The organism is Ructibacterium sp. SJQ-7, from assembly GCF_054696575.1.
Genome location: NZ_CP195193.1, coordinates 2,042,434 through 2,055,594 on the forward strand (window position 1 = coordinate 2,042,434; position 13,161 = coordinate 2,055,594).

General features: G+C 39.5%; 11 protein-coding genes and 1 tRNA gene. 8 read left to right on the forward strand and 4 right to left on the reverse strand.

Features of this window, described 5'->3' with window-relative positions; genetic code table 11:
- The first annotated feature begins 35 nt into the window (after positions 1-35).
- The 6 genes from hisIE to ACSAMO_RS08850 all read left to right on the forward strand — a co-directional run bounded on the left by hisIE (position 36) and on the right by ACSAMO_RS08850 (position 5,015).
- Positions 36-674 (forward strand): bifunctional phosphoribosyl-AMP cyclohydrolase/phosphoribosyl-ATP diphosphatase HisIE, encoded by a 639-nt coding sequence (gene hisIE, locus ACSAMO_RS08825; protein WP_022230851.1) that lies wholly within the window; start codon positions 36-38, stop codon positions 672-674.
- Positions 675-800: 126 nt separating this feature from the next.
- Positions 801-1,322 (forward strand): DUF5662 family protein, encoded by a 522-nt coding sequence (locus ACSAMO_RS08830; RefSeq protein WP_022230850.1) that lies wholly within the window; start codon positions 801-803, stop codon positions 1,320-1,322.
- 22 nt (positions 1,323-1,344) lie between these two features.
- A complete protein-coding gene (cls, locus tag ACSAMO_RS08835; protein WP_022230849.1) occupies positions 1,345-2,880 on the forward strand; it encodes a cardiolipin synthase in 1,536 nt (511 codons plus the stop codon).
- A 132-nt stretch (positions 2,881-3,012) separates the two neighbouring features.
- Positions 3,013-3,369: a dihydropteridine reductase gene (locus ACSAMO_RS08840; RefSeq protein WP_482489730.1), complete on the forward strand. Its 357-nt coding sequence runs from the start codon at positions 3,013-3,015 to the stop codon at positions 3,367-3,369.
- Between the two features lie 13 nt (positions 3,370-3,382).
- Complete coding sequence (locus ACSAMO_RS08845; protein ID WP_499209152.1) at positions 3,383-4,003, forward strand: TetR/AcrR family transcriptional regulator; 621 nt, start codon at positions 3,383-3,385, stop codon at positions 4,001-4,003.
- On the forward strand, positions 3,972-5,015 hold the full coding sequence (locus tag ACSAMO_RS08850) for a zinc-dependent alcohol dehydrogenase (protein WP_482489733.1): 1,044 nt from the start codon (positions 3,972-3,974) through the stop codon (positions 5,013-5,015). Before ACSAMO_RS08845 ends, ACSAMO_RS08850 begins: the two co-directional genes overlap by 32 nt.
- Before the next feature lie 211 nt (positions 5,016-5,226).
- On the opposite strand, the gene ACSAMO_RS08855 is transcribed toward ACSAMO_RS08850, so the two are convergent.
- Together ACSAMO_RS08855 and ACSAMO_RS08860 are read right to left on the reverse strand one after the other, a co-directional pair.
- Positions 5,227-6,990, reverse strand: a complete 1,764-nt coding sequence (locus tag ACSAMO_RS08855) for an ABC transporter ATP-binding protein (RefSeq protein WP_499209153.1) — start codon at positions 6,988-6,990, stop codon at positions 5,227-5,229.
- 67 nt (positions 6,991-7,057) lie between these two features.
- Positions 7,058-7,146, reverse strand: a tRNA-Ser gene (locus tag ACSAMO_RS08860).
- A 126-nt stretch (positions 7,147-7,272) separates the two neighbouring features.
- On the opposite strand from ACSAMO_RS08860, the gene ACSAMO_RS08865 reads away from it, so the two are divergent.
- Entirely contained in the window at positions 7,273-9,048 is a 1,776-nt protein-coding gene (locus ACSAMO_RS08865) for a S8 family peptidase (protein WP_499209154.1), read from the forward strand.
- 39 nt (positions 9,049-9,087) lie between these two features.
- Here the strand turns inward: ACSAMO_RS08865 and mscL are convergent, their stop codons facing one another.
- Both mscL and ACSAMO_RS08875 read right to left on the reverse strand, forming a co-directional pair.
- Positions 9,088-9,537, reverse strand: a complete 450-nt coding sequence (gene mscL / locus ACSAMO_RS08870) for a large conductance mechanosensitive channel protein MscL (protein ID WP_118446124.1) — start codon at positions 9,535-9,537, stop codon at positions 9,088-9,090.
- A 27-nt stretch (positions 9,538-9,564) separates the two neighbouring features.
- Complete coding sequence (locus ACSAMO_RS08875) at positions 9,565-10,956, reverse strand: glycine--tRNA ligase (protein ID WP_147514734.1); 1,392 nt, start codon at positions 10,954-10,956, stop codon at positions 9,565-9,567.
- Between the two features lie 528 nt (positions 10,957-11,484).
- Between ACSAMO_RS08875 and radA the strand changes: the two genes are divergently transcribed.
- A complete protein-coding gene (radA, locus tag ACSAMO_RS08880) occupies positions 11,485-12,858 on the forward strand; it encodes a DNA repair protein RadA (RefSeq protein ID WP_147514733.1) in 1,374 nt (457 codons plus the stop codon).
- Positions 12,859-13,161 lie beyond the last annotated feature (303 nt).

Here is a 13,161-nt window from a genome sequence, read left to right on the forward strand (position 1 = left end):
TTTGTTTTATATAAATTGAAAGGGGAATTACATAAATGAAAGAATTAATAAATACTCTTAAATTTGACGCAAGCGGACTTATTCCGGCAGTTGTGCAGAATATTGAAACTAACGAGGTGCTTATGGTTGCATATATGAATGCGGACACGATTAAGCAAACTCTTGAAACAGGCAGAGCAACTTTTTGGTCAAGAAGCAGACAGGAAGTTTGGGTAAAGGGCGATACTTCGGGTAATTATATGTACGTTAAAGAAGTTCGCGTTGACTGCGACTGCGATTGTCTTGTTGTGCTTGTTAATCCTGCCGGCCCTGCGTGTCATACGGGAAACAGAAGTTGTTTCTTCAGAAAGATTGAGGACGGCAAGCTTGTTGAGGACGCAAAGGAACAGACTAAGACAGATGTATTTGCGCGTGAACAGGCTGTAGTTATGGACAGAAAAGAACACCCTGAAGAGGGCAGTTATACAAATTACTTGTTCGATAAGGGCGAAGATAAGATTTTGAAAAAAGTCGGTGAGGAGGCTGCCGAAGTTGTTATTGCAGGTAAAAACCGCGATAAGGACGAAATCAGCTACGAAACCGCTGACCTTATTTATCACCTTACTGTTATGCTGGTTGACAACGGTATGACTTGGGAAGATATTTATAAGGAAATGGAAAGAAGAAGTAACTAATCGAAAATCGGTTGCCGAAATTTTGGCAGCCGATTTTTTTGTTTTGAGAGGTGCAACGTTTTGGTATTGTAAAATGTCGGTATTTGTGATATAATAAACTATTATAGAAAAAGGAAGAATCACTGTATGTGGCATTTTATAAAACATTTTATGACAATCACAAGGCACCGTCACAAGGTAATGTATCATTGCCTAAGGTGCGGAATTTTGTGGCAGGGTATGCGTCACGATTTGTCGAAATATTCACCGACTGAATTTTTACCGGGAGCAAGATTTTATCTCGGTGACAGAAGTCCGACAGAGGGCGAAAGACGTGAATACGGTTATTCAAAGGCTTGGATGCACCACAAAGGAAGAAACAAACATCACTTTGAATATTGGACAGACTACAATCCCAAAACAAGACGTATGGAGGCGGTCGAAATGCCGTTAAAATATGTTAAAGAAATGTTTTGCGACCGTGTTGCGGCAGGAAAAATTTATTTGGACGACAAATATACAAACGATAATCCGATAGAATATTTCTTAAAGGGAAATGCTAAAACAAGTATGCACCCAAACACTGCAAAGCTGCTTGAAGGGTGGCTTATGATGTTGCAGCAAGAAGGGGAAGAAAAAACGTTTGCGTATATAAAAAATTTAAAATAGCCGTTTGAAAGGAGGATTTTGAATGAAAAAGATTTACAGACTTTTATATTCAAACAAATTCGTTGCAATGGTAATGCTTTTAATGCAAATTATTACGTTTGTTGCAATGTATATATGGATTTCCGACTATTCAAAGGTTTTGTTCGGTCTTTCGACTGTTTTGAGTGCCGTACTTATAATATTTGAAATTAATCGTACAGAAGAATCTACTTTTAAAATGACGTGGATAACGCTTATTGCGATTATACCTATATTCGGTGCTTTGTTTTATCTGTTTACAAGGGCACAGGGAGTGTCAATGAATATAGGTGACGATTACAAGAATATTCAAGAGGCAAACAAAAAGTATCTTGTTCAAGACAATGATGTTATGAAAAATATTTATCAGACCGATAAAAATCAGGACGGCTTTGCAAGGTATTTATCGAAATACGGCGGTTCTCCTGCTTACACAAATACAGGTGTACAGTATTACAGCATAGGCGAGAGAATGTTTGAGGATATGAAAAAGGAGCTTTTGAAAGCGGAGAAATTCATATTTTTGGAGTTCTTTATTATAAATCACACGAGCCGTATGTGGAATGAAATTCTTGAAATTTTAAAGAAAAAAGTTAAACAGGGCGTTGAAGTTCGCGTTATGTATGACGGTATGGGCTGTATCGTGACGCTTCCGCGAAAATACAATGAATATCTTGAAAGACAAGGGATTAAATGTCGTATATTTTCGCCGATTGTACCGCTTTTGTCAACTCACCAAAACAATCGTGACCACAGAAAAATAATGGTTATAGACGGTGCGGTGGCATTTTGCGGTGGGATAAATATTTCAGATGAATATATTAATGAAAAGATGCGTTTCGGACATTGGAAAGATACGGGATTTATGCTCAGAGGCGAGGCGGTCGCGGGATTTACGGCGATGTTTCTTGAAATGTGGAACGTAAATGATGAACACATTGAGGATTGCGGTGAATATATCCAAGCGTCAAAAAAATATTCCGTAAGTACGGACGGATTTGTAATACCGTTCGGCGATACTCCGCTTGATGAAGTTTATGTCGGAAAGCGTGCATATATAAATAATCTGAACAATGCGTCGGAATATACTTATATAATGACGCCGTATCTTGTTATTGATGACGAGATGTATGAGTGTATGAAGTATGCGGCTCAAAGGGGCGTTGACGTTAAGATTATAATGCCACATATTCCCGACAAGAAATATGCGTTCTATCTTGCGAGAACATATTATAAGGAACTTTTGAAAGCAGGTATAGAAATATACGAATATACACCCGGTTTTGTTCACGCGAAAATGTCGATAAGTGACGGTAAAAAAGCCATTGTCGGCACAGTAAACCACGATTACAGAAGTTTGTATCTTCACTATGAATGTGCGGCCTATATGCTTAATGTACCGGCGGTTATGGATATTGAACGTGATTTCAAAGACACGCTTGAATTGTCACAGAAGATTACATTAGAGGACGTTAAACATTTTAATATTTTCACAAAGCTTTTAGGACATATTATAAGGTTAGTAGCACCACTACTATAAGTTTAATAAGGCTGACGATATTTTATCGCCAGCTTTATTTTATAAATAAACAAAAACTGCTTATTGTGTTGTTTGATTTGATTAATACCTCCGTTATAATAAAGTCATAAAAATATTCAGGAGGTTTCAATTATGAACACAGACAAAATTTATGCGGAATCATTGGCGAAGGAGTATGCTCCGAAAGATAATTCAAAAATTACGGCGCTTAGAAAGCTTGACCAAAAGGCAAAAATGCCTGCAACGATTTTTACCTATACATTCGGAATTATCACAGCGCTTATTGCAGGCGTTGGAATGTGTCTTTCAATGAATGTAATCGGCGGCGGTACGGTGATTTTTACCGTGCTTGGTATCATTATAGGTATTATCGGTTTGGCAGGAATGGGAGTGAATTATCTTATTTACAAGAAGTTAGTTGAACAGAGCAAGAAAAAGTACGCTTTTGAAATCGTGGAGCTTGCAAAAGAAATCAGCGAAAAAGAATGAAAGGACGCTTAGTATGAACAAGTCTGAAAGCAAATATTTTAATACGGCAATTAAAATGGACAAGGCATTTTTGGCTTTGCTTGAAGAAAAAGATTTTGAATATATTACGGTAAAGGAACTTTGCAAAAGGGCGGATGTAAATCGTTCGACATTCTATCTTCACTATGAAAATATGACGGATTTACTCGCGGAAAGCATTGAATATATGTATGATGATTTTTTATCTTACTTCAAAATAAAAGTGGCAAATTTTCTTGAAAGCATCGGAAAATGCCCGATTGAAGATTTGGTGCTTGTTTCGTCAAAATATCTGACGCCGTATTTAAACTACATAAAGAAAAATAAAAAATTGTTTCAGACTGCCATGAAGCGTACCGCAACGTTAAATCTTGAACATTCTTATCAAAGAATGTTTGAACATATTTTTAATCCGATTTTGGAAAGATTTCGTTTCCCTGTTCCTGAAAGAAAATATGTGACGACTTTTTACATTCACGGCATTATTGCGATAATAACCGAATGGCTGAAAAATGATTGCGTTGACGAGATAAAAGACGTTGAAAATATAATTATCAAATGTACAAAACCTTTAGGAGGAAATGATGAAATCGGGAATTTATTTAGGGAAGAATAGTATCGAAATTCGTGAAACGGATATTCCGACTGTCGGCGATAATGATGTTCTGATTAAAAATATTTATTCGAGCATTTGCGGTACTGATGTCGCGGTGTACAATCACGGTCCGAATACGGGGCATAAAATTGACGTGGACGGTGAGTTCGGTCACGAAACTGTTTCAAAGGTTGTTCGGATAGGTAAAAATGTGAAAGATTTTTTTGTCGGTGAAAGGGTGTATCCGTATCCGCGATTTGTCAAAAAGGATACTCGCAGAGCAGGTACAATCGGCGGTTTTTCGGAATATATACTTGTTGAAAATGCAGTGAAAAATTATTCGCTTTACAATATTGATGACAGAATTTCAGACAGGTTGGCATGCCTTATTGAGCCTTTTACTGTCGGTTGCAGAGCCGCAAGACGTGGAATGGTTGCAAACGGTACGGACGAAAACGGTCAGAAAACGTATGTAAAAGGTCAGTCGGCGGTGGTTTTCGGCTGTGGCACGATAGGTTTTGCGGCGGCTGTTGCTTTGAAATATTTCGGAATGGACAAAGTGATGATTTGCGATTTATCAGATTTCAGACTTAAAATTGCCAAAAAACTCGGTTTTGAGGTTTGTAATATGGCGAGTGAAGATTTTGCCGAAAAGTCAAAAGAATTTTTCGGTATGGCTAAGTCACTTACAGGTAAAACTGCCAATATTGACTGTTGGATAGACGCCGCAGGTGCGGAGAGTGTATTGAATTTGTTTATGGAGCAGGGCAAAATAGAGAGCAGATTTGTTACTGTTGCGGTGAATAATGCGATACGAAACTTGGATTTTCTACATATCACTTATGCTCAAAAAAGTATTATCGGTTCGGGCGGTTATTTGCCTGAGGACGTGATTGACGTGGAGAAAATAATGGCTGCAAATCCGAAGTTGGAGAGTATTATTACTCACGAATTTTCGATTGATGAGTTGGAAAAGGCTATTCAAACCGCATCTGACACAAATATTTGCGGTAATGTGGTGATTAAGTTTTAAAAAATGCGGTCGTATAAAACGACCGCATTTTAGATTGTAGACAAAACCGTTACGGTTTTGTCTACTTTATTTTTTGGAGTTTGAGGTGGTGAACCTCATTGAAAATCATTTCTGACGACCTGTGCGGCAGAAATGGCTTAAAATCTAAAGTTTCGACTTTGGAGGAACTTTATGATTTTTGAAGCTGTCAACATTTTGTCGACAGGCTCTGCTAGAGTGATGTGTACATACTATATAGGTTGTAGTACAATCCTTTTTTATCAATCAATTCTTGGTGTGTGCCTTGTTCTTCGATACCGTTTTCGGTGAGAACAAGAATCATATTTGCGTTACGGATTGTTGTAAGTCTATGGGCGATTGTGAACACTGTTCTGCCTTTTGCAAGTTTTTCGAGTGAGTCTTGCACGATTTTTTCACTTTCATTATCAAGTGCGGAGGTCGCTTCGTCAAGAATAAGTATAGGCGGATTTTTTAAGAATACTCTTGCGATACTTATTCTTTGCTTTTGACCGCCCGAAAGTTTAACTCCACGTTCGCCGACATATGTGTCATATCCGTTTTCGAGGCTTGAAATAAATTCATGTGCGCCTGCAAGTTTGGCGGCGTTTATAACATCTTCGCGTGTTGCACCGTTTAATCCGTAAGCAATGTTTTCAAAGACCGTTCCCGAGAACAAGTAAACGTCCTGTTGAACGACACCGATTGAATTTCGGAGCGAATTTAATGTGACGTTCTTTATATCCTTGCCGTCAATTAAAATACGTCCTTCTGTGACGTCATAAAAACGAGGGATAAGGTTACAAAGCGTAGTTTTTCCGCCGCCTGACGGACCGACAAGTGCAACGCTGTCGCCTTTCTTGATATTAAGATTTATATTTGACAGCACGTTTGTATCATCGTCACTGTAATGAAATCCAACGTTTTCAAACGTTATATTTCCTTGAACATTTTTCAATTCGTCGGCATTTTCTTTTTCTTTTATTTCGGCAGGTGCGTCCATAATTTCAAGGAAACGCTCAATACCTGTCATACCGCGTTGGAATTGTTCGGTAAATTGAATGATTGTACGCAAAGTGGCAAGGAGCGTGCTTACATACAAAAGATATGCGGTAAGGTCGGCTGGGGAGATTTTGCCGTTAATCATAAACAACGCACCCGCAACAACGACTATCAAATACATTACACCCTCAAAGGCTCTGTTTGATGTTTGAAAACCTGCCATATAGAAATATCCGAGTTTTTTTGTATCAAGAAATTTTTTGTTGCCGTCCTCAAATTTTTCAGCTTCAAGTTCTTCTGTCGCAAATGACTTTACCACTCTTATACCGAGCAATGTATCCTCAACCTGTGAATTAATTTCGCCGATTTGGTTACGCTGTTTCTTGAATGCTTTACGCATACGCGTATTAAAGAATTTTACAAAGCAGAATATAAGCGGAAGTGATGCGAACACAATAACCGTAAGCGGTACGTTTACTCCGCAAAGAATTATAAATGAAACGATTATTTTTAGTGCAGCGATGAAAAATTCTTCGGGGCAGTGGTGCGCAAATTCTGTTATATCAAACAAGTCGCTTGTTATTCGTGCCATAATTTGTCCGACTTTGTGTTCGGCAAAGTATGAATGTGAAAGCGTTTCAAGGTGCGCGAATAAGTCACGGCGCATATCTGTTTCGATTTTTGCTCCCATAATATGTCCTGTGTCAGCCATATAGAAATTTGCCGCAGAGTCGATTATTCTTAAAATGAGATAGAAAAGCCCTATTTTTAGGATTATTCCGACTGTCAATCCTGCTATATTATTGATACCCATATTTGTTATGTAACGCACGAGCATTGGGAATACAAGCTCACAAACTGTTGTCAGTGACGCGCAGATTAGATCAAGTATCAGTATCCATTTGTATTTTTTGAAATACGGTACAAAGCGCTTTATAAGATAACTCATCTTCATTTGTTTTTCTTCTGTCTGCATTGTTTTACTCCTTTATAAAAATTCACATAGTAAAAAAAGAATGCAGATTAAAAATCAGCATTCTCTTTGGCGGAGAAGGTGGGATTCGAACCCACGTGCCCGTTAAGGCAAACGCATTTCGAGTGCGCCCCGTTATGACCGCTTCGATACTTCTCCAAAAGTACCTTAATATTTTACCATAGTAAAACAAAAAAGTCAAGCGAAAAACGAGGTTTAAATTGACTTTATAAAAATTGAGTGATATACTGAAATTAAAGCAATTTGAAAAGCGGAGCTATGGTTATGAAAAGATTCAGATATATATTTTTTGCCGCGTTATTGGCTATGATGTGGCTGGGGATTAATGTTTATGCAGATGAATATGACGGGTTGGATTTTGATTACGGAAGTGTGCTTGTGCAGTTAAAACCGCAGATTACCGATGCTGTTTCAATGTGTTCAGATCCGTTTGAAGAATTGAATATCAGTGATGCAAGATGTATTTTCGGTGACGATGCAAGCAGTATCAGTTTGTTTTCTGATAAAACAGAGCCTATTATATATGTACTTGATTTGGAAAATCCGAGCCGTGAAAATGTTATAGATACGATTGAAAAGTTAAAGGCTATGCCGAATATTGAATATGCAGAGCCTAACTACAATGTATATGAGTTTTCCGAACCTAATGACACGTACTATCAAAACGGAAAACAAGCTGTGCTTGATTTAATCGGTGCAAAAAAGCTTTGGGATTTTGATATTGATTGCTCTGATGTGACTGTCGGAGTTATGGATTCGGGTATACAGACAAATCACGAGGATTTAATTGATAATATATGGGTGAATACGGGAGAAATTGTCGGTGACGGCATTGACAATGACGGTAACGGATATATTGATGACATATATGGTTGGAATTGCGGCGACAGTAACGGTGATGTGTCATATGTGAGTAATCACGGCGTCCACGTTGCAGGTATTGTGAGTGCGGTGACCGACAATTCCAAGGGTGTGGCGTCTGTTGCACGTAATGCCAAAATCGCATCAATAAAGATTTTTAACAGCAGTGGTAAAAGTACTTTATCTTATATAATAGAAGGGATTAATTACGCGAAAAAGAATGATATAAATATTATTAATTGCAGTTTTGGCGGTGTAGGTTGGGGAAGTACTTCGGTGAGTATCGTTAAATCGGCGATTGAGGCGGTGCCGGATATATTCTTTGTTATTGCGGCGGGAAATATTGCGACAAGTACACCGCAAGCGGATAATGACAAAGTGGCAGTATATCCGTCACAACTTACAAAAGACCTTGACAATGTAATTTCTGTTGCAAACACGACAAGCAGTGATGAACTCAGCAGTACGTCGCATTACGGTGCAACAAGTGTTGATATTGCAGCACCGGGTACAGTTATTTACAGTACAATTCCGACAAGCAGTTACGGAACAATGTCGGGAACTTCTATGGCTACACCTATGGTTGCAAGTGCTGTTGCGGTAATGCGTGCAGTAAATCCGAATATTTCGGCAAAAGAAATTAAAGAAACTTTGTGTTCGAGTTCAGACAAGCTTTCGGCACTTACAGGTAAAGTTATAAGCGGCGGAAGATTGAATGCGTATAATGCGGTTAAGGCAATTATGCCGACAGCGACACCAACGGCAACACCAACAGTAAAAACGACAGCAACGCCTACGACAGTACCGACAGCGACACCAACGGCAACACCAACAGCAACGCCTACGACAGTACCGACACCGACAGCAACACTGAGTCCAACGGCAACACCAACGGCTGCTCCGACAGTCACACCAATGCCGACTGTTTTAATGAACAATAAAATTGAGTGTGGAATAAAAGATAACAAACTTATCGTATTGCTTAATTTTGAAGAAGATGACGAAGTGATGTATGTTGCGTTCAGAAAAGGTAATGAACTTAAAAAGATTGTGACACATGACATACATAATATGACGGTGGAGGTTGATTTGAGTGATACGGAATATGACAGTATAGATGTATATGTGTGGAATGGAAATATGAAGCCGTATGCAGAGGTAAAGCAAATAGAAAAATAAAAGAAAACCCAATCGAATTTCGTTCGATTGGGTTTTGTATTATTCTTTGTCTTTTAACAAATCGCGTATTTCGGCAAGAAGTTCTTCTTGGGTAGGACCTGCAGGAGTGACTTCTTCCTCAACTTTCTTTTTGAATTTATCATTTAGTTTATTAAGTCCCTTAACTACGCAGAAAATTATAAATGCAAGGATAAGGAAATTAATAATAGCCGAAAGGAAATTACCGATATTTATTGATGTACCCGGAATTATCCATTTAGACATATCCATAACCGATTCAACAGCACTTGTGTCACCGACTGTACTTGTAGCGGCTGTTTTGAGTGCACCTGTTATAAGAGATACAACATATGCTATACCCGGATTAATAATGTCGGCAACGAGTGAATCTACAATGCTTTTAAATGCACCGCCGACCACAACGCCGACTGCCATATCAACTACGTTTCCGCGAGATATAAAATCTTTAAATTCATCAACAAATTTCATAGCAATTTACCCCCACCAACAACATTATTAAAATTCTAATTTTCCTTCCAAGAACTTTTCAAGTTCGTCAATCTTAATTCTCTGCTGTTCCATTGTATCTCTGTCACGGACTGTAACCGAGTTATCTTCTGCTGAATCAAAGTCGTATGTGATACAGTACGGTGTACCGATTTCGTCTTGTCTTCTGTAACGCTTACCGATTGAACCGGCATTGTCATATTCACAGTTGAACTTCTTTGAAAGCTGTTCGTATACAGCTGTTGCACCTTCGTCAAGTTTCTTTGAAAGCGGAAGAACGGCAGCCTTTATCGGTGCAAGCGCCGGATGCAAGTGCATAACAACTCTTGTGTCACCACCCTCAAGTTCTTCTTCGTCATATGCCTCAACAAGGAATGCAAGTGCAACTCTGTCTGCACCAAGTGACGGCTCGATACAATACGGAACGTATTTTTCGTTTGTGATTGGGTCCATATATTCCATACTTTCACCGCTGTGTTCCATATGTTGCTTTAAGTCATAATCGGTTCTGTCTGCAATACCCCAAAGTTCACCCCAACCGAATGGGAATACAAATTCAATATCGGCAGTTGCATTTGAATAGAATGCAAGTTCTTCAGGTGAGTGATCTCTGAAACGCAAGTTTTCCTTTCTTATACCAAGGTTAAGTAGGAAATTCATACAATATTCTTTCCAATATGCGTGCCACTCAAGGTCTGTACCGGGTGCACAGAAAAATTCAAGCTCCATTTGCTCAAATTCTCTTGTACGGAATGTGAAGTTACCCGGTGTGATTTCATTTCTGAATGATTTACCGATTTGTCCGATACCGAAAGGTACTTTTTTACGGCTTGTACGTTGTACGTTTTTGAAGTTTACGAAAATACCTTGTGCGGTTTCGGGACGAAGATATACTACTGATGAAGAATCTTCTGTAACACCTTGGAATGTCTTGAACATAAGGTTAAATTCACGAATATCCGTAAAGTTTTGCTTGCCGCATTTTGGGCAGACAATGTTATTTTCGGTGATGTATTCAACCATCTTTTCTTTGCTCCAACCGTCAACTGTGATGTCTTCACCTTTTTCGTGTGCAAAGTCTTCAATCAGCTTGTCCGCTCTGTGACGTGATTTACATTCTTTACAGTCCATAAGAGGATCCGAGAAACCGCCAACGTGACCTGACGCAACCCATGTTTCAGGGTTCATAAGGATTGCACAGTCAAGACCTACATTATATTTTGATTCCTGTATGAACTTTTTCCACCAAGCTTTTTTTACGTTGTTTTTAAATTCAACACCGAGAGGACCGTAATCCCAAGTATTTGCAAGACCACCGTAAATTTCACTGCCGGGGTACACATAGCCTCTGCCTTTACAAAGCGCTACGATTTTGTCCATTGTTTTATCTGCGTTATTCATTATAAAAAAGTCATCCTTTCAAATTATTACATAATTACATATACATATAGTTTATAAAAACTGACGGTGTTTGTCAAGGCTATTCCGAAAAATATTGACGTTATAAGTATTATTTTTTTGAATTTTCGGAATATAAAAATTTTGGGGACAGAAAAGGTTATGTAAACTGTGAATGTGTTAATAAAGTTATCCACGCTGGGTGCATAACGCGTGGATAACTTTGATATTTGCGGATAAATCGGGCGTGAATTGCGTGGATAAGTACGTGGATAGAGTGGATATTAACATAGCTGTAACATTGCTGTAATGTAAATTATGCAAACCGCAATGTGAGCGTAATATTTGCGGCTTGACAGTGTGGGTGGAAAGTTATAAAATTATGGATATAATTTTTGTGGTGGGGATATGCCACCCCTCAGTCGGCGTTGCCGACAGCTCCCCTCAAAGGGAGCCGAAAAGCTTCTCCTTGAGGAGAGGTGTAACGAAGTGACGGAATGGTGGCAATACTGATAAATGAAAGGAATCGGAATGAAAACAAAAACGACATATATATGCAGTGAATGTGGGTACAAATCACCGAAGTGGCTGGGAAAATGTCCCGGCTGTAACAGTTGGAACACCATACAGGAAACGGTTATTACGGAAAAGAAAACGTCTGCAACGCGTGCAATGTCTATAAGTAACGGCGGAAGTGTGCGTATGCCGAAAAAAATCGGTGATGTAAAAGTCGGATATGAAACACGTTACAAAACAGGTTTACAGGAACTTGACAGAGTGCTTGGCGGCGGAATTGTACAGGGGGAATTAATACTTGTAGGCGGTGATCCGGGTATCGGTAAATCAACATTACTTTTGCAAATTTGCCAAAAAGCCGGTGAAGAAAGAAAAATTTTATATGTTTCGGGTGAGGAATCGGAGGGACAAATTAAAATTCGCGCTGAAAGATTGGGCGTTACAACGGAAAATCTATATCTTGTTTCCGAAACAGATGTTGAAACGGTCATCGAATGTATAAACGAAATTAAACCCGACATTGTTATTATTGACTCAATTCAAACGATGAACAGACAGGATATTGCCTCTGCGGCGGGAAGTGTTCCGCAGGTAAGAGAGGCTACAAATGCTTTTATGCACATTGCAAAGTCGCTCGGTATTTCTATGTTTATAGTCGGTCACGTTACAAAAGAGGGCGCGATTGCTGGCCCGAGAGTGCTTGAACATATGGTTGACTGTGTGCTTTATTTTGAGGGTGACAGACAGCTTTCGTTCAGAATTTTAAGAGCGGTTAAAAATCGTTTTGGCTCGACTAACGAAATCGGTGTATTTGAAATGTGTGACAGCGGTCTCAGAGAAGTCGAAAATCCGTCAATGATGCTTTTGGAGGGCAGAAATGTTGATATATCGGGCAGTGCGATTGTGTGTACAATGGAGGGCAGTCGTGGTGTTATGGCTGAAATTCAAGCACTTGTTACACCGACCGGATTCGGTAATCCGCGTCGTATGACAAACGGTATTGACGTTAATCGTGTGCTGTTGCTTATCGCAGTACTTGAAAAACGTGCAAGAATGAATTTGTCAAATTCAGACATTTATGTGAATGTTGCAGGCGGACTTCGAATTGATGAAACGGCGGTTGATTTGGGTATCTGTGCCGCTGTCGCGACAAGTCAGTCGGATATTCCTCTGCCGCCGGATATGATTTTTATCGGTGAAGTCGGTCTTGGCGGTGAACTTAGAGGTGTTTCGCAGCTTGAAAAGCGTATTAATGAGGCGGCGAAACTTGGGTTTAAGTCGGCGATTGTGCCGAAACAATCGCTTAGAGGTGTGAAAATTCCGGACGGTTTTGCGGCTTACGGGATTAAGACGATTTCGGAAATGATTAATATGCTTAGAAGAAAATGACAGAAAAGCCACCCTTCAGTCGGCGTTGCCGACAGCTCCCCACAAGGGGAGCCTTATAGGGGCGGCCAATGACCGCCCCTACGAAGAAAGTAGGATATGTGTCGGAACCGTTTGTGTATGTAAAACTTATAGGGCGGCCGATGACCGCCCCTACGAAGAAAGTAGGATATGTGGCGAATCCGTTTGCGTATGTAAAACTTATAGGGCGGCCAATGACCGCCCCTACGAAGAAAGTAGGATATGTGTCGGAACCGTTTGTGTATGTAAAACTTATAGGGCGGCCAATGACCGCCCCTACGAAGA